This is a genomic window from Blastococcus jejuensis (assembly GCF_039534705.1).
GTDB lineage: Bacteria > Actinomycetota > Actinomycetes > Mycobacteriales > Geodermatophilaceae > Blastococcus_B > Blastococcus_B jejuensis.
In genome coordinates this window covers 521128-544312 of record NZ_BAAAVV010000001.1, presented here as the reverse complement: position 1 = coordinate 544312, position 23185 = coordinate 521128, and the positions used below count along the sequence as shown (strand labels likewise).

The 23185-nt window shown below is 72.8% G+C and carries 17 protein-coding genes; 6 read left to right on the top strand and 11 right to left on the bottom strand.

The features are described from left to right. Positions 1 to 31: 31 nt before the first annotated feature. From ABD644_RS02640 to ABD644_RS02630, 3 genes are all read right to left on the bottom strand, one after another. On the bottom strand, positions 32 to 1216 hold the full coding sequence (locus ABD644_RS02640) for an acyl-CoA dehydrogenase family protein (RefSeq protein ID WP_344686949.1): 1185 nt from the start codon (positions 1214 to 1216) through the stop codon (positions 32 to 34). Further along, positions 1213 to 2247 (bottom strand): YihY/virulence factor BrkB family protein, encoded by a 1035-nt coding sequence (locus ABD644_RS02635; protein ID WP_344686948.1) that lies wholly within the window; start codon positions 2245 to 2247, stop codon positions 1213 to 1215. The genes ABD644_RS02640 and ABD644_RS02635 overlap by 4 nt, the downstream gene beginning before the upstream one ends. Before the next feature lie 90 nt (positions 2248 to 2337). Further along, the gene (locus ABD644_RS02630; protein ID WP_344686947.1) at positions 2338 to 3819 is read right to left on the bottom strand and encodes an MFS transporter; all 1482 of its coding nucleotides are present in this window, start codon (positions 3817 to 3819) and stop codon (positions 2338 to 2340) included. A 211-nt stretch (positions 3820 to 4030) separates the two neighbouring features. On the opposite strand from ABD644_RS02630, the gene ABD644_RS02625 reads away from it, so the two are divergent. Next, a complete protein-coding gene (locus ABD644_RS02625) occupies positions 4031 to 4198 on the top strand; it encodes a hypothetical protein (protein ID WP_344686946.1) in 168 nt (55 codons plus the stop codon). A gap of 82 nt (positions 4199 to 4280) precedes the next feature. Here ABD644_RS02625 and ABD644_RS02620 read toward each other — a convergent pair whose 3' ends face one another. Genes ABD644_RS02620 through ABD644_RS02610 form a run of 3 tightly spaced genes read right to left on the bottom strand, consistent with a single transcriptional unit; the run spans position 4281 to position 8369 of the window. Further along, positions 4281 to 6074: an acyl-CoA dehydrogenase gene (locus tag ABD644_RS02620; protein ID WP_344686945.1), complete on the bottom strand. Its 1794-nt coding sequence runs from the start codon at positions 6072 to 6074 to the stop codon at positions 4281 to 4283. 25 nt (positions 6075 to 6099) lie between these two features. Continuing rightward, entirely contained in the window at positions 6100 to 7869 is a 1770-nt protein-coding gene (locus tag ABD644_RS02615) for an MDR family MFS transporter (RefSeq protein ID WP_344686944.1), read from the bottom strand. Then, on the bottom strand, positions 7866 to 8369 hold the full coding sequence (locus ABD644_RS02610; RefSeq protein WP_344686943.1) for a MarR family winged helix-turn-helix transcriptional regulator: 504 nt from the start codon (positions 8367 to 8369) through the stop codon (positions 7866 to 7868). Before ABD644_RS02610 ends, ABD644_RS02615 begins: the two co-directional genes overlap by 4 nt. Positions 8370 to 8542: 173 nt before the next feature. Here ABD644_RS02610 and hrpA point away from each other — a divergent pair, with 173 nt between their 5' ends. Next, a complete protein-coding gene (hrpA, locus tag ABD644_RS02605) occupies positions 8543 to 12469 on the top strand; it encodes an ATP-dependent RNA helicase HrpA (RefSeq protein WP_344686941.1) in 3927 nt (1308 codons plus the stop codon). A 13-nt stretch (positions 12470 to 12482) separates the two neighbouring features. Here the strand turns inward: hrpA and ABD644_RS02600 are convergent, their stop codons facing one another. Beyond that, on the bottom strand, positions 12483 to 12860 hold the full coding sequence (locus ABD644_RS02600; RefSeq protein WP_344686939.1) for a hypothetical protein: 378 nt from the start codon (positions 12858 to 12860) through the stop codon (positions 12483 to 12485). 230 nt (positions 12861 to 13090) lie between these two features. Here ABD644_RS02600 and ABD644_RS02595 point away from each other — a divergent pair, with 230 nt between their 5' ends. The 3 genes from ABD644_RS02595 (at position 13091) to ABD644_RS02585 (ending at position 15135) form a co-directional block, all read left to right on the top strand. Next, a complete protein-coding gene (locus tag ABD644_RS02595; RefSeq protein ID WP_344686938.1) occupies positions 13091 to 13480 on the top strand; it encodes an ATP-binding protein in 390 nt (129 codons plus the stop codon). A 94-nt stretch (positions 13481 to 13574) separates the two neighbouring features. Continuing rightward, entirely contained in the window at positions 13575 to 13739 is a 165-nt protein-coding gene (locus tag ABD644_RS02590; RefSeq protein ID WP_344686937.1) for a hypothetical protein, read from the top strand. 34 nt (positions 13740 to 13773) lie between these two features. After that, on the top strand, positions 13774 to 15135 hold the full coding sequence (locus ABD644_RS02585; RefSeq protein ID WP_344686936.1) for a cytochrome P450: 1362 nt from the start codon (positions 13774 to 13776) through the stop codon (positions 15133 to 15135). A gap of 58 nt (positions 15136 to 15193) precedes the next feature. On the opposite strand, the gene ABD644_RS02580 is transcribed toward ABD644_RS02585, so the two are convergent. Continuing rightward, on the bottom strand, positions 15194 to 16516 hold the full coding sequence (locus ABD644_RS02580) for a sulfate adenylyltransferase subunit 1 (protein WP_344686935.1): 1323 nt from the start codon (positions 16514 to 16516) through the stop codon (positions 15194 to 15196). 399 nt (positions 16517 to 16915) lie between these two features. On the opposite strand from ABD644_RS02580, the gene ABD644_RS02575 reads away from it, so the two are divergent. Further along, complete coding sequence (locus tag ABD644_RS02575) at positions 16916 to 20479, top strand: FG-GAP-like repeat-containing protein (protein WP_344686934.1); 3564 nt, start codon at positions 16916 to 16918, stop codon at positions 20477 to 20479. Between the two features lie 64 nt (positions 20480 to 20543). Here ABD644_RS02575 and cysD read toward each other — a convergent pair whose 3' ends face one another. The 3 genes from cysD to ABD644_RS02560 all read right to left on the bottom strand — a co-directional run bounded on the left by cysD (position 20544) and on the right by ABD644_RS02560 (position 23175). Beyond that, a complete protein-coding gene (gene cysD / locus ABD644_RS02570) occupies positions 20544 to 21452 on the bottom strand; it encodes a sulfate adenylyltransferase subunit CysD (protein WP_344686932.1) in 909 nt (302 codons plus the stop codon). After that, positions 21449 to 22207, bottom strand: a complete 759-nt coding sequence (locus ABD644_RS02565) for a 3'(2'),5'-bisphosphate nucleotidase CysQ (RefSeq protein WP_344686930.1) — start codon at positions 22205 to 22207, stop codon at positions 21449 to 21451. The genes cysD and ABD644_RS02565 overlap by 4 nt, the downstream gene beginning before the upstream one ends. A 224-nt stretch (positions 22208 to 22431) precedes the next feature. Further along, positions 22432 to 23175 (bottom strand): PaaI family thioesterase, encoded by a 744-nt coding sequence (locus ABD644_RS02560; RefSeq protein ID WP_344686929.1) that lies wholly within the window; start codon positions 23173 to 23175, stop codon positions 22432 to 22434. Positions 23176 to 23185: the final 10 nt, after the last annotated feature.

Here is a 23185-nt window from a genome sequence, read left to right as displayed (position 1 = left end):
TTGCGAAGGGTGGGGAGGACGGGGTCCTTTTTCAGACGATCGCGCTGGCGCCGGTCACCGCCCGCCCGACGATGAGCGTGTTCACCTCGCGGGTGCCCTCGTAGGAGTAGATCGCCTCGGCGTCGGCGACGAAGCGGCCGACGTGGTTCTCCAGCAGGATCCCGTTGCCGCCCATGAGCTCGCGCGCCCAGCCGACGGTCTCCCGCATCCGCACGGTGCAGAACGCCTTGGCCATGGACGCGTGCTCGTCGGTCATCCGGTCCTCGCCCTGCAGCTGCGAGAGCCGGGCGCACATCGCCGCCGACGCGGTGATGTTGCCCAGCATGCGCACCAGCAGGTCCTGCACCATCTGGAACTCGATGATCGGCTTGTCGAACTGCGTCCGGTTCATGGCGTAGCGCAGCGCGTGCTCGTACGCGCCGCGGGAGCAGCCGACCGCCGACCACGCGACCCCGGCCCGGGTCAGGCGGAGCACGTTCGCCGTCTCGCGGAAGCTGTGCGCCTCCTGCAGCCGGTTCTCCTCCGGCACCCGGACGCCCTCCAGGGTGATCAGCGCGTTCTGCACCGCCCGGAGCGCGATCTTGTCCTCGATGTCGACCGTGGTGAAGCCCGGCGTGTCCTTCTCGACGACGAACCCCAGCACGCGCTCGGTCTCGACGTCCTTGGCCCAGACGACGGTGAGGTCGGCGAAGCTCGCGTTCCCGATCCACTTCTTCTGGCCGTCGAGCACCCACGTGTCGCCGTCGCGGCGGGCCGTCGTCGTGACGCCGCGCGCGATGTCCGAGCCGTGGTCGGGCTCGGTGAGGCCGAAGGCGCCGATCAGCTCCATGCGCGCCATCGGCGGGAGCCACCGCTGCTTCTGCTCCTCGGAGCCGCAGAGGTAGATCGAGCCCATGGCCAGCCCGCCGTGGACGCCCATGAACGTCGAGATCGAGGGGTCGCCGCGGGACAGCTCCATGGCGATCATCCCGTCGGTCAGCGGCGACCGGCCCGGGCAGCCGTACCCGGCGTACTGGGTGCCGGCGATGCCGAGCTCGGCCAGCCCCGGGATGAGGTCCATCGGGAACTTGCCGCGCGTCCACCACTCGTTGATGACCGGCTCGACCTGGCTGTCCATGAACGCCCGCACCCGGTGCAGCAGCGCCCGGTCGTCGTCGTCGAGCAGGGCCTCGAGGTCGTAGAAGTCCGACGTGACGATTCGCGGTTCGTCGCTCACGTCGTCTGCTGGTCCTTGGGCTCGGCGCGGGCGTCGAGCTGGATCTCCTTCTCCGCCCGCGGCACGCCCTCCTTCAGCTCCTTGGTCCGCTCGATCTCGGCGTCGAGCTCGATGCCGAACAGGAGCGCCACGTTGATCAGCCAGAACCAGATCAGGAAGACGACGACGCCGGCCAGCGTGCCGTAGGTCTTGTCGTAGCTGCTGAAGTTGCCGACGTAGAAGGCGAACGCCGCCGAGGCGACGATCGCGACCAGGATGGCCACGCCGGCGCCCGGGCTGACCCACCGGAAGCCGCGCAGCTTCACGTTCGGCGTCGCGTAATAGAGGACGGCGATCATCGCGGCGAGCACGACGAGGACGACCGGCCACTTGACGACGTTCCAGACCGTCTGGCCGGTCTCGCCGACACCGATGGCGGACCCGATGGCGTCGACGACCGGGCCGCTCAGCACGAGCAGCGCGACGATCACGGCGGCGAACAGGATGCCGATCAGGGTGACGAGCAGCTGCAGCGGCTTGAGCTTCCAGACCTTGCGGCCTTCCGGCGTCTCGTAGACGACGTTGGCGGCGCGGGTGAAGGCGCCGACGTAGCCCGACGCCGACCACACGGCGGCGGCGAGACCGAGCACGAGACCGAACCCGGCCTTGGTGTCGTTCCCGGCGAGCTGCTCGATCACGGGGTTGATCGTCCGGGCGGCGTCCTCGGGGATCACGGCGGTCAACGCGTCGGTGAGCGTCTTCGGGTCGGTGAGCAGGCCGATGATCGACAGCAGCGCGATCAGCGCGGGGAACAGCGCCAGGACGCCGTAGTAGGTCAGCGCCGCCGCCCAGTCGGTGAGGTTGTCCTCGCTGAACTCCTTGACGGTGCGCTTGAGCGTGCCGCCGGTGGTGGGCTTCGGGTCGGCTCCGGTGGGCGCGTAGTCGGCGCGGGTGCCGCTGATCTCGTCGGTCTCGGGGGCCGGGTCGCCGGTGCTGTTGCCGTGGAAGCGGGTGTCCGCGGTGCGGCTCGAGGAGCCGTTCGGTCGGGCCATGGAGTCCTCCGTCGGACGGCCGTGCGGGGAAGGTCGGGTGCTGGGGTTCCCCGGACGATCCCGTTCCATGCCGGACACGCCGGTGCCGGTTCAGCGGATGCCGGACACCGGCGACCACTCCCCGGCCCCCGCGGTGGCCTGCTCCACCTCGGCCAGCGGGTCGCGCCGCGGGCGGCCGCCCTGCGGATCGGCGCGGATGCCGAGCACCGCGACGACGACGACCGCGGTGAACGCGGCGGCGCCGATGAGCGCGACCTGGGTGTAGGCGACGTCGCGGGGGAAGCCCGTCGCGGGGTCGACGCTGCCGGCGATCAGCGTGACCGCCACCGTGCTGCCCAGGGCCTGGCCGACCGACCGGGCGATCGAGTTGACCGCGTTGGCCACGCCGGTCTCGGACCGCTCCACCGCCTGCACCACGAGAGCGGGCAGCGCGGCGAACGCCACGGTGATCGCCAGCTGGCACAGCGCGCCGCCGACGATCACCGCCCACGGCATCCCGCGCAGCACGGCGAGCATCACGAAGCCGGCCACCCCCAGGACGGCGCCGGCCAGCAGCGTCGGCAGCGCTCCGCGGCGGACGACCACCCGGCCGGCAAAGGGCGCCGCGGCGATGCCCAGGACACCGCCGGGCACCAGGTAGACCACCGACGCGGAGAGCACCGACGCGCCGAACCCGAAACCCGCCCGCTCCGGCGGGGTCAGCACGTACTGGAGGACGGCGAGGAACGACGTGAACAGCGCGATGCCGACCATCACCCCCGCCAGGTTGGGCACGAGGGTCCGGTGGTCGGTGAGCATCGAGGGCCGCACCAGTGGTTCGGCGAGCCGGCGCTGCAGGACCACCCAGCCGGCGAGCACGACCGCCGAGCCGGCGAGGCAGCCGAGCACGGCCGGTGACGTCCACCCCCAGGTGTGGCCCTGCGAGATCGGCAGGAGGAGCAGCACGAGCCCGGCGCCGAGGACGAGCGCCCCCCACCAGTCGACCCGGCCCGAGGCGGTGGGCGGCCGGCGCGGCAGCACGCGGGCGGCCAGGGCGAGGGACAGCAGGGCGACGCCGAGGCCGAGCCAGAACGGGGTGCGGTAGTCGGCACCGTTGCCGCTGAGCAGCCCGGTGGCCACCAGCCCGACGACGCCGCCGACGCCGAGCGTGCTGCTGACCACCGACATGGCGACGCCCAGCCGGGCGTGGGGGAGTTCCCGGCGCAGCACACCGATCGAGAGGGGGAAGAGGCCGTACGAGGCGCCCTGCAGCACCCGCGCGAGCAGCAGCAGCGGCAGCGACGTCGTGACGATCGCGAGCAGGGTGGCCAGCGACACCGTGACGAGGATCCCGAGGATCACCACCCGCTCGCCCCGCAGGTCACCGAGCCGCCCGAGGACGGGGGTGAGGACCGCGGCCGCCAGCAGGTTGGCGGTCAGCACCCAGCCGGCCGCGCCGGCCGAGACGTCGAGCTGCGTGGCGATCGTGCCCAGCACGGGGACGACGAGGCTCTGCAGCAGCGACAGCGTCGTGACGCCGAGCGACAGGGCGAGGACCAGCAGGGCCGGCCGGGGCGCGGCGGACGGGGGCACCGGCCGATCAGACCACGCCGCTGGGCCGGCGGAGCACGCTCGCGCCGTCGTCCGCAGGCCCCCCGGGAGAGTGAGCCTGATCACACACTGTCAGGTGAAGCACACAATTCGACGATTAGGACGGCGGTCGGCCGGGGAATAGGACCCCTGACGACGTGCCGCCGCCCCTGTCCCGGTGGCGGCACACCGACAGCGTGGGGGAGAGATTCAGATGATGTTGTGGCCGGCCGTGACCCTTGTCGGGTTCCTGGTGCTGACGGCCCTGGTCATCGCGATGGGCACCCGGTCCACCGCCCGGTACGAGCGGGAACTGCGGGCCGAGCGGCCCGGCGGTGGGCGCCAGTCCGTCGCCGAGCCGGTCCGCGCGATCGCTGCCTGAGGGAGGACCTCGATCCTTCCGCCAGCTTTCGGTACAGAAAGCTGAACCGCGGGCCCGCGCTTTCGGTGCGGAAAGCTGGTGATCAGAGCCAGTTCGGTGGGGTGTCGAGCACCGTCCGGTCCAGCGACTCCAGCAGGTCGAACCGGTGGTGCACGCGCGGGAGCTCCCACCGCCAGAAGTAGCGCGCGGCCTGCCGCTTCCCGTGGTGGAAGTCGGACTCCGCCGTCCCCGTGGCGAGCGCCTGCGCCAGCCACAGCCAGGCGACCACCAGGTGCCCGGCCGCCTCCAGGTAGACGTGCGCATTGGCGAGGGTGACCTCTGGGTCACCCGCGCCCCACAGGGTCCCGGTCACCGATCCCATGCGGGCGACGGCGGCGTCGAGATCGGCCGCGAAGGCCGCCCACTCGGTGCCCGCCGCCCGGGCCGTCGTGGCCGCGATCGTCTCGCCGAGCAGCGCGAGCCCGGCGCCGCCCTGCATGACGACCTTGCGGCCGAGCAGGTCCAGCGCCTGGATGCCGTTGGTGCCCTCGTGGATCGGGTTGAGGCGGTTGTCGCGGTAGAACTGCTCGACCGGGTAGTCGCGGGTGTAGCCGTAGCCGCCGTGCACCTGGATCGCGAGGTCGTCGGCGACCGGCCCCCACTGGGAGGGCCAGGCCTTCGCGATCGGGGTGAGCATCTCCAGCAGGAGGTGCGCTCTGGCTCGGTCGTCGGGGCGCTCGGCGGTCTGCTCCTCGTCGACCAGCCGGGCGCAGTAGAGGCCGAGCGCCAGGCCGCCCTCGGCGTAGGACTTGGCGGCCAGCAGCATCCGGCGGACGTCGGGGTGCTCGACGATGGGAACAGGCGGCGTCGCCGGGTCCTTGGCTCCCGCCGGCCGGCCCTGGGTGCGGGTCCTCGCGTACTCCAGCGCGTGCAGGTAGCCGGTGTAGCCCAGCACGGTCGCGCCCATGCCGACGCCGATCCGGGCCTCGTTCATCATGTGGAACATGTAGGTCAGCCCGCGGTTCTCCTCGCCGACGAGGTAGCCGACGGCCCCGGCGCGCCCGCCCGGGGTGTGCACGCCCTCCCCGAAGTTCAGCAGGGTGTTCGTCGTCCCCCGGTAGCCCATCTTGTGGTTGAGCCCGGCCAGGACGACGTCGTTGCGCTCGCCGAGCGAGCCGTCGTCCTCGACCAGGAACTTGGGGACGACGAACAGCGAGATGCCCTTCACGCCGAGCGGCCCGCCGGGCACCTTGGCCAGGACCAGGTGGACGATGTTCTCGGTGAGCTCGTGGTCCCCGCCCGAGATCCACATCTTGTTGCCGGTCAGCCGGTAGGTGCCGTCGTCCTGGCGGACGGCCTTCGTGGTGATGTCGGACAGCGACGAGCCCGCCTGCGGCTCCGACAGCGCCATCGTGCCGAACCAGCGGCCCTCGACCTCCGGCCGCACATACGTCTCGATCTGCTCCGGGGAGCCGTGCGCCAGCAGCAGCCGGGCGTTGCCCATGGTCAGGAACGGGTAGGCCGAGGTGCCGACGTTGGCCGCCTTGAACCAGGCGAAGACCGCCTGGCCCACCACGTGCGGCAGTTGCATGCCGCCGTGCTCCTCGTCGAACTCCCCGGCCATGAGCCCGGCCTCGGCGAAGACCTTCAACGCCTGCGCGACCTCGGGGATCATCTCGACCGTGCCGTCGACCATCCGGGGCTCGTTCTCGTCGGCCTTCCGGTTGTGCGGCGCGAAGTGCTCGGTGGCGATCTGCTCGGCCAGGTCGAGGACGGCGTCGAAGGTCTCGCGGGAGTGCTCGGCGAAGCGTGCCCGCTTCGTCAGAGCCTCGACGTCGAGCCATTCGTGCAGCAGGAAGTCGAGGTCGCGGCGGGAGAGGATGAGCGACGGAGCCACCCGGCCCACTCTAGGTCGGGAGGCCTCAGAGCTTGGCGTCCCCTGGTCGACCCACCGGTGGTGGGGTCGACGTCGGGGCAGCGGCGCCCGCGGCCTGCATCGCCTGCGCGGCGGGCTCGCCGGACTCCCCCGCCGCCGCGCGGGCCTCGGCCGCCGCCTCCGCCTGGGCGGCCTGGATGCCCGACTCCGTGCGCAGCGGCAGTTCCGGCAGGAACCACAGCACGAGGAAGCCGAGCGCGACGACGCCGGCGCCGAGCAGGAGGACGGCGTCGATCGACTGGGAGAAGCCGACCTTGAACGGCAGCGCCAGGGCCTCCGGCAGCTGCTGGATGAAGGACGTGTCCGACAGGTCCGGGGTCCCCGCGCCCAGCGCCTGCTGCAGCTGCGGCCCCAGTGCCGGTTCGGCGCGCACGGCGTCGGTCACGGCCGCGTCGATGTCGCTCGGCAGGCGAGTGAACAGGATCGACAAGAACGCGGCCGTGCCGATCGTGCCGCCCATCTGGCGGAAGAACGTCACCGACGACGTGGCCACGCCCATCTCCCGGGGGGAGACGGCGTTCTGCACGGCCAGGATCACCGGCTGCATGTTGAAGCCGAGCCCGAGGCCCATGAGGACCATGAACGGCGCGAGGCTCCACACCGAGGCGTCGGCGTCCACGACCATCGACAGCGACACCATGGCGATGACCATCAGCACCGTGCCGACGAGGGGGAACGCCTTGTAGCGGCCGGTCCGCCCGATCGCGACGCCGGCGCTCATCGCGCCGGTCATGATCCCCGCCACCAGGGGCAGCATCTGCAGCCCGGCCTCGGTGGGGCTCGAACCGTGCACGATCTGCAGGTACAGCGGCAGCAGGAGGAGCCCGCCGAACATGCCGGCGCCCATCACCACGCTGCCCATGCCGGCCACGGTGAAGCTGCGGTTGCCGAACAGGCGCAGCGGCAGCAGGGCGTCGTCTCCGTAGGCCCGTTCCGCCAGGACGAAGCCGACGATGCCGGCGACGCCGATCGCGTAGCAGGTGAGCGCCTCGGACGACATCCACCCCCACGTCCGGCCCTGCTCGGCGACGATCAGCAACGGCACCAGGGCGGTGATCAGCGCCAGCGCCCCGGGCCAGTCGATGCGGTGCTCGCGCCGCTGGTGCGGCAGGTGCAGCACCCGCATGACGACGGCGAGGGCGACGACGCCGAGCGGCACGTTGATCCAGAAGATCCAGCGCCAGCCGTCGACGCCGAGGATCGTCTGCTGCCCGGCCAGGAAGCCGCCGACCACGGGGCCGAGCACGCTCGAGGTGCCCCAGACGGCCATGAAGTAGCCCTGGTACTTGGCGCGTTCCCGCGGCGGGACGAGGTCCCCGATGATCGCCAGCGCCAGCGACATCAGCCCGCCGGCGCCGATGCCCTGCACCGCCCGCCAGATGGCGAGTTCGTACATCGACGTGGCGATGCCGCACAGCGCCGAACCGACGACGAAGATCGCGATCGCGAAGAGGTAGAAGGGTCGGCGCCCGTAGATGTCGGAGAGCTTCCCGTAGAGCGGCGTCGAGATCGTCGACGTGATGAGGAATGCCGTCGTCGCCCAGGCCTGCAGGTCGAAGCCCTGCAGGTCGTCGGCGATCGTGCGGATGGCGGTGGAGACGACGGTCTGGTCCAGCGCGGCCAGGAACATGGCCGTCATCAGGCCCGCGATCACGGTGAGGATCTGGCGGTGGGTGAACGCGCCGTCCGCACCGGGTGCGGCGGCCGCGGCGCGGGCCGAGCGGCGCTCGGCGGCGCTGGAGCGGGTGGAGGTCATGGGGTCACCGTCCGGTCGGCGGGCGCGGACATGGGGTCGGAGGGGAGCGTGGCGGCGATGCCGTCCAGCAGCCGCTGGAACAGCGCCGTGAACGTGGCGAGCTCGTCGTCAGTCCAGCCGGCGGTCACCTGGCCGAGATAGGCCTCGCGCTCCGCGCGGAGCGTGTCGAGCTGGGCGCGGCCGGCGTCGGTGACGACGAGGTTGCTGGCCCGGCCGTCGGACTCGTCGGCCGCGCGCCGGACCAGGCCCTGCTCGACGAGCAGGGTCACGTGCCGGCTGACCGTTGACGGGTCGGCGTGCACGAGGTCGGCGAGTGCGCTCTGCCGCAGCGGACCGAGGCGGCACAGCGGGAAGAGCAGGACGTGTGCGGCGCGGTCGCGGCCCCCCTCGGCGGCGTGCTGGCTCTTCAGGCCGTGCATCAGCCGCATGAAGCGGGGCAGCTGCTCGCCGAGGGTGCCGACGCCGGAGTCGCGGTCGACGCCGGTGGTGCTGGTGCTCATGCGGAAGGTCCTCGAGGTCGAGCGCGGAAACTTCGTGCACGCTACACCTTGTTGTACGACCCATGCATCTATCGTCTGCTGTGCTGTGCCACACGGCGGGGGGACGGTGCGATCCTGGAGGGGTCATCCGTCAGTGCTGACGCCCCCGACTGCGAGAGGAACCGAGAACCGTCGTGACCGCGCTGCACGAAGACCTGCGGTCGCGGCTGTCGCAGTTGACCCTCCAGGACGAGCACCGGCTGCGCCGTCGGCTCGACGGGTTGCGGAAGACCCGGGACCCGCAGGCCCGGGAGCGACAGCGCGAGCGGATCGCCGCCGACGTCGCCGCGGCCGAGCAGCGCATGGCCCGCCGGGCCGCCGCCGTCCCGGTGGTCACCTACCCCGAGGACCTGCCGGTCAGCGCGCGCCGCGACGACATCGCGGCGGCCCTGCGCGACCACCAGGTCGTCGTCGTCGCCGGGGAGACGGGCTCGGGGAAGACGACGCAGCTGCCCAAGATCGCGCTCGAGCTCGGCCGGGGCGTGCGCGGCCGGATCGGGCACACCCAGCCCCGCCGCATCGCCGCGCGCAGCGTCGCCGAGCGGATCGCCGAGGAGCTGGAGACGCCGCTCGGCGAGGTCGTCGGCTTCAAGATGCGCTTCACCGACCAGGTGAGCGACTCGACGCTGGTCAAGCTCATGACCGACGGCGTCCTGCTCGCCGAGATCGCGCGGGACCGGCTGCTGCGCCAGTACGACACGATCATCCTCGACGAGGCCCACGAGCGGAGCCTCAACATCGACTTCCTGCTGGGCTACCTGGCCCAGCTGCTGCCCCGCCGTCCCGATCTCAAGCTGGTCATCACGTCCGCGACGATCGACGTCGAGCGGGTCGCCGCTCACTTCTCGGGCGCGCCGATCGTCGAGGTCACCGGCCGGACGTACCCCGTCGAGGTGCGCTACCGGCCGGTCGTCGACCCCGACGACGAGGACGCCGACCCCGACCGCGACCAGGTCAGCGCCGTCCTCGACGCCGTCGACGAGCTCGTGGCCGAGGGGCCCGGCGACATCCTGGTGTTCCTCGCCGGGGAGCGGGAGATCCGTGACGCGCAGGACGCCCTCACCGAGCGGGTCATGCCGCAGACCGAGATCGTGCCGCTCTACTCCCGGCTGTCGGCCGCCGACCAGCACAAGGTCTTCGCCCCGCACTCCGGACGGCGGATCGTGCTGTCCACCAACGTCGCGGAGACCTCGCTCACCGTCCCCGGCATCCGGTACGTGATCGACCCGGGCACCGCCCGCATCTCGCGGTACAGCCATCGCACGAAGGTGCAGCGACTGCCCATCGAGCCGGTGAGCCAGGCCTCGGCCCGGCAGCGGTCGGGGCGCTGCGGTCGGCTCGGGCCCGGTATCGCGATCCGGCTCTACACCGAGGCCGACTTCGAGGCCCGGCCGGAGTTCACCGACCCGGAGATCCTGCGCACCAACCTCGCCTCGGTGCTGCTGCAGATGGCCGCGCTGGACCTGGGGGCCGTCGAGGACTTCCCGTTCGTCGACCCACCCGACCGCCGGGCGGTCGCCGACGGCCTGGCACTGCTCGAGGAGCTGCACGCGCTCGACGAGGACGGGAAGCTGACCGACACGGGACGGGCGCTGGCGGCTCTCCCGCTGGACCCGCGCATGGCGCGGATGGTGGTCGAGGCCGACCGTCGGGGTGTGCTCGACGAGGTGCTGGTGATCGCCGCGGGCCTGACCATCCAGGACCCCCGCGAGCGGCCGACCGAGCACCAGCAGGCCGCCGACGAACTCCACCGCCGGTTCGCCGACGAGAACTCCGACTTCCTGGCCCTGCTCAACCTCTGGCGGTACCTGGGCGAGCAGCAGGAGGCCCTCTCCGGCAACCAGTTCCGCCGCACGGTGAAGCGGGAGTTCCTGCACTACCTGCGCATCCGCGAGTGGCAGGACCTGCACGGCCAGTTGCGCGGCACGGCCCGCCGGCTCGGCATGACGGTCGGCGAACCGGCCGCGGAGCCGGACGAGCGGGGCATCCACGCCGCGCTGCTCGCCGGGCTGCTGTCGCACGTCGGGCTGCAGGCGGAGCAGGCGAAGGGGGACAAGCGACCGAGTCGGGAGTACCTCGGCACCCGCAACACCCGGTTCGTGATCGCGCCGGGGACGCCGCTGGCGAAGAAGCCACCGCGCTGGGTCGTCGCCGCCGAACTGGTCGAGACCAGCCGGCTGTTCGCCCGCACCGTGGCCCGCATCGACCCCGAGGACGTCGAGAAGCTGGCCGCGCACCTGGTCAAGCGCCAGTACTCCGAGCCGCGGTGGGACGCCAAGCGCGGCTCGGTCGTGGCCACCGAGCGGGTCACGCTCTACGGGCTGCCCCTCGTCGTCGGCCGGCGGGTGCAGTACGGCTCGATCGACCCGGTGGTCTCCCGCGAGCTGTTCATCCGGCACGCCCTGGTCGAGGGCCAGTGGACGACCCACCACCGGTTCTGGGCCGACAACCAGCGGGCGATCGAGCAGGTCGCCGCGCTGGAGGAGCGCGCCCGCCGCCGCGACATCGGCGTCGACGACGAGACGCTGTTCGAGCTCTACGACGCCCGGGTCCCGGCCGACGTCGTCTCCACCCGGCACTTCGACCGCTGGTGGAAGGCGGCCCGTCGCGACCGGCCGGACCTGCTCACCTTCACGCCCGAGATGCTGACCAACGCCGCGGCGGCGGGACAGGTCCGGGTCGAGGACTATCCCGACGAGGTGCGGCTCTCGCAGGGCCTGACCCTGCCGCTGTCGTATGCCTTCGCCCCCGGCACGGCCGAGGACGGCGTCACCGTCGACGTGCCCCTGGCAGTGCTCGACGGGGTCGCCGCGCAGACCTCGGGGGAGTCGCTGGCCTTCACCGTCCCCGGACTGCGCGAGGAGCTGGTGACGGCGCTGCTGCGGACGCTACCCAAGCAGTTGCGCCGCGCGCTCGTGCCGATCCCCGACCGGGTCCGCGAGGTGCTCCCGCACATCGACCCGGGCGAGGCGCTGCTGCCCGCCCTGGAGCGCGAGCTCCGGCGCGCGGCCGCGGTCACCGTGCCGCCCGACGCGTGGGCCCCGGACCAGGTGCCCGACCACCTGCGGGCGACGTTCCGCGTGCTCGACGACCAGCAGCGACCCCTCACCGTCGGCAAGGACCTCGCGGCGCTGCGGGCCCAGGTCGCGCCCCAGAGCCGTGCCGGGCTCGCGCGCGCCGCGGCCGACATCGAGCGGAGCGGTCTGACCGACTGGACCCTCGGCGAACTCCCGCGCACCGTCGAGGTGCGCCGCGGCGGCCACCAGGTCACGGCGTACCCGGCGCTGGTCGACGAAGGCGAGACCGTCGGCGTCCGGGTGGTGCCCACCGAGGTCGAGGCCGGGCGGTTGTCCTGGCGGGGCGCCCGGCGGTTGCTGGTCCTCGCCGTCGGCTCCCCGGCGCGGCAGGTGGTGAAGGGCCTGTCGCCGGCCACGCGGCTGGCGCTGCAGTTCAACCCGGACGGCGAGATCCCGGATCTGGTCGCCGACTGCGTGGACGCCGCCGCGGACGAGCTGATCGCCGCCGCGGGGGGCCCGCCGCGCGACGAGGCGGCGTTCCGCGCGCTCGTCGCCGCAGCCCGACCCGAGCTGCCCCGGCTGACCGCCGACACGGTGCAGAAGGTCGCGGCGGTGCTCACCCAGGCCCGGGAGGTGGCGGTCGCCATCGGCACCGCACCGACCCGCCGGGTGCCCGACTCCGCGATCGCGGACCTGCGGGCGCAGATGGGTGGCCTGCTGCACCGGGGATTCGTCGCCGCCACGGGCCGGCGGCGCCTGCCCGACGTCGTCCGCTACCTCAAGGCCATGGCGCACCGGCTGGAGAAGCTGCCCGCCAACGCCGTCCGCGACGAGCTGTGGATGCGCCAGGTGGCCGCCGTCACCGAGGAGTACCAGCAGCTCCGGCGGCAGGTGCCCGGCACGGGTGGGCCCGACGATCCGGTCGCCCGGGTGCGCTGGATGATCGAGGAGCTGCGGGTCGGCCTGTTCGCGCAGAACATCGGCACGCCGCGGCCGGTGTCCGAGCAGCGCGTCTACAAGGCGATCGACGCGCTGGTCCCCTAGCCGCCGACGCCGATCAGTCGGTGCCCGAGTCCTCGGCGTGCCCGCTGTCGTCGCGGCGGACCAGGGCCGAGATGCGCTGGCGGGTCACGCCGAACAGCGCCGCGATGCGGTTGATGCTCACCTGCTCGTCCTGCAGGGCGATCGCCTGCTCGCGCCGCCAGGCGTGGCCCGCCGTGGCCAGCGCGCCGAGCACGGTCGAGATGCTCTCGACGACGAGGGGGCGCGACTCCGCGGTCACGAGTTCGAGCCACGGGCGGCCCGCGCCACGCTCGCGGAGGAGCGTGCCTGCGCGGGTGCGCGCCCGCTCGAGCTCGGCGATGCAGCGATCGAGTTCGGTCACGAGGCCGGCGAGCGCGCGCTCTGCCGGGTCGTCCCGCGTCCGATCGTCCATCGCCCATCCGTCCCGCCGCGGCCGTTATTAGATTGCACACTACAGGGTTGGAACGGGCGTTGCATGCAAGGCGTGTGACATGCAACGGTCGTGACACGCAATGGCCCTTGCGGAGTTCCACCCGGGCGTGGTTAGTTGTGTGCCATCGAATTCCGCACCACGGGTTCCCATGACGGCCGCCCGGGGTCTTCCCACGTTCCCCGCACGAGCCGCCAGGACGGACCCAACGCATGTCGAGCCTCGAGGCCAGCTTCGACCTCCCCCCGGCCCTGTCCAGCGTGCCCGCGGCACGGCACCTCGTCGTCGGCCTGCTCGAGGCCTGGGCGGTGCCGCAGGACCTCGACGACGCGGCGCTGCTCACCACCGAGCTCGTGTCCAACGTCATCGACCACGTGGGCGGCGAGTCGACCCTGACCGTGGAGGTGACGTCCTCCGGGGACTGGCTGCGCATCGGGGTCGTCGACGGCTCGGCGATCCGGCCGGTCGTGCAGGAGCTCGACCAGCAGCGCCCGCGTGGCCGGGGCCTGCGGATGCTGCAGACCATCGCCGCGCGGTGGGGCAGCGAGGAGCGCGGCGACGGCAAGCGGGTCTGGTTCGAGCTGCGGCCACCGGGTCTGTGACGGTGACTGGTTTGCCACCGGCACAGATCGGGGAGGGGCTCTCCGACGCGGTGCCCGGACGTCGAGGCACACCAGCGAGCGGGAGGACGACACGATGAGCGAGCCGAACCAGGGGACCCAGGCCGCCGGTGAGGGCATGTCCGACGAGGACATGGTCGAGACCGTCGCCGAGCAGACCGACAGCGCCTCGGAGAACGCCGACGTCGCCGGCAAGGACTGGGACGGCGACCCGGGCTCCGCGCCCGCTCCCGAGAACTAGGACGACGCGGGGGGCGCGCTGCGAGACTGCTCCCGTGCAGACGACCGTCGAGGCCCCCCGCACGGCCCCTTCCGTCGGCCGCGGTCGCCTCGCGGCCGTCGTCCAGCGGCCCGCGCGGACCGCCGTCCGGTGGGGCGTCCGCCACGCCCTGCCGGCGGTGTTCCTGGACCGGGCCGCTCGTCGGGGCGACCTCGTCGCCCGGCTGCTGCGCGACCCGTCCGTCCGCGACGAGCCCTGGGCGGTGCACGAGCGCCTGCGCGAGCAGGGGCCGCTGGTCCCGACCAGCCTGGGTCTGGTGACGACCTCGCACGCGGTCGCGCAGGAGGTCCTCCGCTCGGAGTCCTTCGGCGTCGCCTGGGACCGGTCCGTGGCGCCCGGGTGGGTGCGCTGGGCGCTCCGGTTCGGCGACGAGCTCGACGCCACGGGTGTCGCCGAGCCGCCCTCCATGCTCGTGGTCGACCCGCCCGACCACACCCGGTTCCGCCGGCTCGTCAGCCGCGCCTTCACCCCGCGCGCGACGGCTGCGTCGGAGCCGATGGTGCGGCGGATCGCCGAGGACCTGCTCGACGCGCTCGAACCCGCCCGGGACACGACCGATCTCGTGGCGGCCTACGCCGCGCAGCTGCCGGTGCTCGTGATCGCCGACCTGCTGGGGGTGCCGACCGAGCGGCGCGAGGACTTCCTGCGCTGGGGCGCCGCCGCGGCCGCGACCCTGGACCCCGGTCTACCGCTGCGCCGGTACCTCTCGGCCGAGCGGGGATTGCGGGCCATGCACGCCTTCCTGCGCGGCCACTTCGAGCGGCTGCGCCGGGAGCCGGGGGAGGACCTCGTCAGCCGGCTGGTGACCCTGCCCGAGGACGAGGCGCTCACCGAACGGGAACTGCACGCCACGGTGATGCTGCTGCTCGGGGCCGGGTTCGAGACGACGGTCAACCTGCTGGGCAACGCCGTCGTGCTGCTCGACGCCCACCGCGACCAGTGGGAGGGCCTGCTCGCCGATCCGGCGGGCTGGCCGGGCGCCGTGGAGGAGGTCCTGCGGCTGGACAGCCCCGTGCAGCTCACCGGGCGCACCGCCCGCGCCGACGTCTCCCTCGCCGGGCGCGCCGTGCCGGCCGGCACGCGGGTGACGCTGCTCCTGGGGGCCGCCAACCGTGACCCCGCCGTCTTCGCCGAGCCGGACCGCTTCGACGTGCAGCGGGCCAACGCCCGTGACCATCTGGCCTTCTCGGGCGGCATCCACTACTGCGTCGGCGCCGGGCTGGCCCGGCTGGAGGCGGTGGTCGGCCTGCAGGCGCTGGCCGAGCGGTTCCCGCGACTGCGGGTCAGCGGCACCCCCGTTCGGCGCGACCTGCAGACCCTGCGCGGGTTCGAGCGCCTGCCGGTGACGCTCCGCTGAAGGCCCCCTTTCCGGGTACCGCCCCGAGTGTGCGAGGGGTGGGGAGAAGGGGGTCCTCTCAGCCGCCGGCGGGGGTGAGCATCCCGGCGCCGACCGTCCGGTTGGTCGCCTCGTCGATCAGGATGAACCGGCCGGTGACCCGGTTGCGCGCGTAGTCGTCGGTGAACAGCGGCTGGGTGGTCCGCAGGCGGACCCGGCCGATGTCGTTGAGCCCGAGTTCCCCGGCGCCCAGGTCGCGGTGCAGGGTGTTCACGTCGAGCCGGTACTGCAGCTCCTTGACCACCGCGCGCACCGTGCGGGTCGTGTGCTTCACCGCGATCCGCTGGCGCGGACGCAGCGGCTCGTCGGTCATCCAGCAGACCATCGCGTCGAGGTCCTGCGTGACCTGCGGTGCGTTCGCCGGCCGGCAGATGGTGTCGCCGCGGGAGACGTCGAGGTCGTCGGTGAGCCGGACGGTGACCGACATCGGCGCGAAGGCCTCGTCGACCGGGCCGCGGGGGCCGTCGATCGCGGCGATCGTCGTCGTCAGGCCGCTCGGCAGGACCTGCACCTCGTCGCCGGGCCGCAGCACGCCGCTGGCCACGGTGCCCGCGTAGCCGCGGTAGTCGTGGTACGCGTCGGACTGCGGGCGGATCACGAACTGCACCGGGAACCGGGTGTCGACCAGGTTCCGGTCGCTGGCCACGTGCACGTGCTCGAGGTGGTGCAGCAGCGACGAGCCGTCGTACCAGGGCGAGTTCGCCGACCGGCTGACCACGTTGTCGCCGTGCAGCGCCGAGATGGGGACGACGGTCAGGTCGGGGACGTTCAGCTTCGCGGCGAACGAGGTGAACTCGTCGCGGATCGACTCGTAGGTCTGCTCGGACCAGTCGACGAGGTCCATCTTGTTGACCGCGACCACCAGGTGCGGCACCCGCAGCAGCGACGCGAGGAACGCGTGCCGGCGGCTCTGCTCCACCATGCCCTTGCGGGCGTCGACGAGCACGATCGCCAGGTCGGCGGTCGAGGCTCCGGTGACCATGTTCCGCGTGTACTGCACGTGGCCCGGGGTGTCGGCCATGATGAATGTGCGCCGCGGCGTCGAGAAGTACCGGTAGGCGACGTCGATGGTGATGCCCTGCTCGCGCTCGGCGCGCAGACCGTCGGTCAGCAGCGCCAGGTTGACGTAGTCGCCGCCCGCGCTGGCCCGCTCCACCGCCTCGTACTGGTCCTCGAAGATCGCCTTGCTGTCGTAGAGCAGGCGGCCGATGAGGGTGCTCTTGCCGTCGTCGACCGAGCCGGCGGTCGCGATCCGGAGGATGTCCTTGCGCACGGCGGCGAGTTCGGCGGCCGCCTCGGCGGCGGCGGAACGGATGTCGACAGCGTCTTCGACCGGAGCCATCAGGGGGTGTTCTCCTTCTCGTGTCCGCAGGCGGCCAGGGATCGCCGGACGGTGCGGCCACCCGCGGGGATGCCCCGGCATGCGCGCACCTCGCGCCGTGCCGGACTCGCCACGGGAGCCATCATCCCTGACAGCGTCCCCGCCTCCAGCCGGTCCTCACCCCTTCGGAGGGCGACGCGGCACCGAGGAGGGTCGCCTCGAGGCCGATGAAGCTGGTCAAGCTACCGGCCGACGTCCCGCAGCGGACGTCGCGGGGCCGCGCGTGATGGTCAGCACATCCGCGGAGCGGGACTACTTCCCGCGGGGCCCGTGCGCTGACAGGATCCGCGCCGGTCCCGCGGGGGCACCGCACAGGGTGGTGTCGCGCCACCGCGTGGGAGACCACGAGAGGCGTGCCCCATGAAGCGGTCGGTCCGTTCCGTCCTCGCGCTGCTGCCCGCGACGTTCCTCGTCGCGACGGCGCTGGCCGTCCCCGCGGCGGCGGCCGAGGGGCCCTACGACCCGTTCTTCGCGGCCCCCGCGACCGTCGCCGACTTCGGCGCCAGCGCGCGCCCGTTCGGCGTGGCCGCCGGCGACTTCGACGAGGACGGCGACGTCGACCTGGTGATCGGCCGGACGACCGGCAACGTGGCCCTGGCGCGGGGCAACGGCGACGGCACCTTCGCTGCACCGGTGGCCTTCGCCTGGAAGCAGGCGTTCTTCAACGCATGGGCGTTCGCGCCGGCCGACGTCGACGGCGACGGCAACCTCGACGTCGTCTGGGGAGCCAGCGCCGTGTCCAGCGGGTGCTCGGTGCCCGGCACGGGATGCGTCGTCGACACGACGGTCAACGACGGCGACGTGCGCGTCTGGTACGGCAACGGCGACGGCACCTTCGACGAGACGGCGTACTTCGTCAGCGGCGTGCGGCACAACGCCGGCACGCTGCTGGCCGACATCGGGACCGACGCCGGCAGCCTCGCCGCGACCGACATCGACGGCGACGGCGACACCGACGTGGTGGCGGGCGAGGCGAACGGGACGACCGGGACCGTCAAGGTCCTGCGCAACGGTGGTGGCACCGTCGCCGTCGAGACGCTGGACACGTCGGGCACCTACTTCCCGGCCATCTCCACGCAGAACAGCCCGTGGGGCCTGGCGACCGGTGACGCCGACGGCGACGGGGACACCGACCTGTGGGTGGGCGACCGCGCGCTCTACGTCTACCTGTACCGCAACGACGGCGCCGGCGCCTTCACGGTCGTGCCGGGCAACATCCCGGGCCTGGAGACCCGGCCGAACGTCTACCTGCGGCACGACAGCTACCGCCCCGCCGTGGGCTACACGCCGTCCCTGGCGTCGGCCGACGTCAACGGCGACGGCCGGGCCGATCTGTTCGTCGGCCTGCACTCCGGCGCGCAGACGCCGGCATCGGGTGTCGCGAACGACGGCGCCGTGCTGCTCGACGTCAGCGACGGCACGGCCCACACCGGGTTCGGGCCGATCGCCGACCTCGGCACGATGACCCGCGGCCTGCAGGCAGCCGACGTGAACGGTGACGGCGCCACCGACCTGGTCGGCGCGGTCTACGAGGGGCAGGTCAAGCTGCTGCGGCAGCTCGCCCCCCGCGACACCGACGGCGACGGCATCTCCGACTACGTCGACAACGCGCCGGGCGTGGCCAACGCCCCGCGGATCGACATGAACACCGACGGCTCGGTCAACTACCTCGACCAGCTCGACAACGACTTCGACACCGTGCTCGGGGACCCCGAGAACGAGGCGACCTGGCAGCGGCTGGGTGACGCGGTCGACCCCGACGACGACAACGACGGCGTCGGCGACGCGGGCGACAACTGCGCCTACGCGGCCAACCCCGGCCAGGCCGACGGCGACGCCGACGGTCGGGGCGACGCCTGCGACCCGCTGGCCGACACCGACACCGACGGCGACGGGGTGCCCGACGGTCCCGCCCCTGGGGACCCGCTGTACGAGGCGGCGCGCGCGGCTGCGGCGAAGTGGAGCGAGGGCGACACGCACTTCGTCATCCGGATCGACGCGCTCGGCCGGCTCTTCCAGAACGAGTTCACCCAGATCCTGACCGACGCGGCGACGCTGACGCCCGAGGAGTGGGCGACGAAGTGCTGGGAGAACTACCAGCCCGACGACGGTGCGTACGAGCCGTGCGGCGCGGACCCGAGCCAGCCGCCCACCCTCGCCGGCGGCATGGGTGTGCCGGTCACGCTGATCACGATCCCCAAGCAGCTCTGGACCGACGTGCCGGTCGTCGACTGGATCAACGACCGCAACGACAACCCGCTGTTCGAGCTGGGCCTGCACGCGACCTACCACGTGAACAACGTGCCCGTCAGCGACTGGGCCGACCTCGAGGACCGCTGGTTCTACTCCTGCGAGACCTGCGGGCTGACGCTCGCCGAGAACCTGGAGCTGCTGGCCGTCGGCCGCGACACCCTGCTCGGCGACTACGGCAACCCCTGGGTGGCGCAGTCCGGCGCCACGGCGAGCTCCCCGGCGATCGACTGGTCGAGCTCGGCCAACCCGCTGATCAGCTACGCGCCGCCGTTCAACGCCGACGACACCGCAGCGCGCGAGGCCCTCTCGATGCTCGGCTTCCGGGCGCACTCCTCCAGCGTCTTCGAGGAGAACAGCAGCATCTTCACGCCCGAGGGCAGCCACCACGAGGGCTTCGACCAGTTCGGGCTCTTCCACGCGTCCGCGGACCTCGAGCTGGACCCGCCGGACACCACCGGCGACGACTACGACAGGGCCGCCTACGAGCAGTACCTGCAGGCGAACACCGACGACGGCGGCCTGACCACCTGGCTGATCGAGGAGGTGGAGTGGAGCGGCCGGCCGTGCCAGAACGACGACCGCCTCGGCACCTGCAACGGCGGGTCGAACCGGGAGAACAACACCGTGTACGCCCCCCGGTGGGAGGCCTGGCTGCAGATGCTCGACTTCGTCCGCAACTACCCCGGCGGCGTGGCCATGACGATGGGCGAGGTGGCGCTGGCCCGCAGCTTCGACAACGCGCCGACCGTGCCGAACCCGGACCAGGCCGACAGCGATCACGACGGCATCGGTGACGTGATCGACGACGTGTCGCTCACGGCCGACGAGGTCACGCTCAGCCGCAACGTCGCAGGCATGCTCTCGGCCACGCTGGCCGGCGGCGGGAACGGCATCGCCGGTCAGACCGTCACGTTCGCTTTCGACGCCGACGGAGACGGGACGGCGGAGACCTACCACGGCGTCACCGACGCGACCGGCGAGGCCACGGTGTCGGTCACGGCCACCCGCCCGGTCGGCACGGCCGCGGTGACCGTCACGTGGTCCGACGGGCGGGACGGGACGGCGACCGACACCGCGGAGATCACCGTCTCCGACGCCACTGACCTGACCCTGGCGGCGACGCCGACGGGCGCCCGGATCACCGACGCGGTCACCGTGTCGGCGACGCTGGTCGACTCCGAGGGCACGCCGCTCCCGGGCCGGACGGTCGAGTTCTCGCTCGGTTCGGTCACCGGGTCGGGCACGACCGACGCCTCGGGGATCGCGAGCGCGTCGTTGGTCCCCGCGGGCCCGCAGGGCCTGCAGTCGCTCTCCGCGCACTTCGCCGGAGAGGCGACCTATGGCGCCTCCAGCGACAGCCGCAGCATCCCGGTCAGCCGGGAGGACACGGTGCTCACCGCCACCTACGGCGCCGGCCGGATCACCGCCACCCTCCGCGAGGACGACGGCGCCGGCATCGCCGGGGAGACGATCACCTTCTCCCTCGAGCAGAAGGTGAAGGGGCGGACGCAGCTGGTCGAGATCGGGTCGGCCCAGACCGACGCGGCGGGCGTCGCGACGTTCGCCGTCCCCCCGAGGTACCTCGGCGGGAGGGGCACGCAGGTGACCGTCTCCTACGCCGGGGACGCGGCCTACCTGCCGTCCTCGACGACGGTCCTGGCGCGCCGGTAGGGACCGGACAGCAGGAAGGGCGCCCCGGGAAGCCGGGACGCCCTTCCTGTGACGGAAACGGGGGCTAGAAGTAGCCCTCCTTCTTGCGGTCCTCCATCGCGGCGTCGCTGACCTTGTCGTCGCCGCGGGTGGCGCCGCGCTCGGTCATGCGGGTCACCGCGATCTCGGCGATGACCTCCTCGACGGTGGTCGCGTGCGACCGCACGGCGGCGGTCAGGTTCGCGTCGCCGACGGTGCGGTAGCGGACCATCTCGCGGCGGACCTCCTCGCCCTCGCGGGCGTGGATGAACTCGTTGACCTCGTAGAGCATCCCCTGGCGCTCGACGACGTCGCGCTCCTGGGCGAAGTACAGCGAGGGGATCGCCACCTGCTCGCGGGCGATGTACTGCCAGATGTCGAGCTCGGTCCAGTTCGACAGCGGGAAGATCCGGATCGACTCGCCGAGGTGGATCCGGCCGTTGTAGAGGTCCCACAGCTCGGGGCGCTGGTTCTTCGGGTCCCACTGGCCGAACTCGTCGCGGAAGGAGAACATGCGCTCCTTGGCCCGCGCCTTGTCCTCGTCGCGCCGGGCGCCGCCGAACAGGGCGGTGAACCCGTGCTTCTCGACGGCGTCGAGCAGCACCGGCGTCTGGATCCGGTTGCGGGAGCCGTTCGGCTCCTCCTTGACCAGCCCCTGGGCGATCGCCTCGGGCACCGACGCGACGACGAGGTGCACGCCGAGCTCGCCGACGCGGCGGTCGCGGAACGCGAGCACGTCGGGGAAGTTCAGGCCGGTGTCGACGTGCATGACCGGGAACGGGATGCGCGCCGGCGCGAACGCCTTGCGGGCCAGCTCCAGCATCACGATCGAGTCCTTGCCGCCGGAGAAGAGCAGCACGGGCCGCTCGAGCTCGGCGACGACCTCGCGGATGACGTGGATGGACTCGGCCTCCAGCGTCTCCAGCTGGCTGAGCCGGTAGTCGGGGGTTGTCACGCGATGATCTCCGAGTTCGTAGAGCTGACGGCGGCGAGGATGCGGTCGGCCAGTTCGGGCCGGCACACGATCAGGTCGGGCAGCCACGGGTCGGGGGCGTTGTACACCAGCGGCGACCCGTCCAGCCGGCACGTGGTCAGTCCCGCCGCGCGGGCGATGGCCACCGGGGCCGCGGAGTCCCACTGGTACTGACCGCCGGAGTGCACGTAGGCGTCGACCTCGCCCCGGGCGACGGCGACGGTCTTGTACCCCGCCGATCCCAAGGGTACGAGCTCGGCACCGAGCGCCTCGGCGACCGCGGTGGCCTCGGCCGGCGGGCGGCTGCGGCTCACGGCCACCCGCACCGGCCCGTCGGCGCGGGGCGGGAGCTCCGGTGCGGGCTCGGTCAGCAGGATCTCGTCGAGGCCGGGCAGCGCGACGGCGGCGGCGGTGAGGTCGCCGCCCTCCCAGAGCGCCACGTGGACGGCCCAGTCGTGCCGGGGGGCCTCGCCGTACTCGCGCGTGCCGTCGAGCGGGTCGACGATCCAGACCCGGTCGGCCCGCAGGCGGCGCGGGTCGTCGACCGCCTCCTCGCTGAAGACGACGTCGTCCGGCCGGTCCGCGGTCAGCGAGGCGAGGATCGCCCGCTGGGCGGCCGCGTCACCGGCGTCGCCGAGCTCGCGGCCGCTGAACTCGCCGGAGGCCCGCAACCCGAGCAGCACCTCGGCGGCGGCCTGCGCCGCCCGTCGGGCCACCTCGACATCGTTGATCGTCACGCGGCGGCTCCGGATTCCTCGTCGTGCAGTGCCCCGCAGGGGGTCTGCGTCGGTGGGCGCTGTGGTCGATGGCGTCGCGGATCGACGCGCGACACCCGTACAGCCTCGCACCGACCGTCCCCCGCGAAACGGTTCGTCCGGTCGAGCATCCCCCGGTGGGGGGGTGCTGGTCCATCCCTCCCGCGACGGCGGAGGAAGGCATCGGTCACATCCGGCCGGGTGATTCAGTCCCGCTGGACGGCGGTGGCGTCGGTCGGCCGGCCCGGTGGGCGGTGCTGCCCCGAGGCGTCGGTGATCGAGCCGAAGTACGCCTCCGCCTGGTCCGGCCGCGGGGTGACGAAGACGCCGCGCGCCTCGACGAGGACCCGCTCGGGCGCCTCGGCGAGGGCGATCGTGCCCCCGATGACCGACTTGCGCCCCGCGTTCTCGGTGACGCGTGCGCGCAGCAGCAGCGGTGTGTCCAGCGGCACCGGCCCCCGGTAGTCCAGCTCGAGGTGCGCCGTCATGCCCCAGAGCCCGGCGGCGATCGCGGCCGCACCGAGCAGCTGGTCCATGAGCAGCGCGCTCATCCCGCCGTGCAGGTAGCTGGGCGGTCCCTCGTAGGCCAGCCCCAGCCGGACCTCGGCGACCACCTCGTCGCCGTGGCGGCGGATCACCAGCGGTGGGGCGATCGCGCTGCCGACGCCGGTCACCGGGCTGTAGACGCGGCGGAAGGCGATGGGGTCGTCGAGGGCCGGGAGCTGGGAGGCGGGCCGGCGGGAGACAGCCAGCCGTGCGGTGGCGGCGCGCACCGTCTCGGCGACGGCGAGCAGCTCCTGCGCTCCGACCGTCGTCGAGACCGACGCGTCGACGAGGCCACGCATCGCACCGCCCAGCTCCGATACCGCAGCCATCAGCTCAGCATCGAAGGGGGCGGCCTCGTTGGCCGTCACTGCGTCGTTCGTCGTCACCGGGTCGTCCGTCGTCACCGGCGGATCG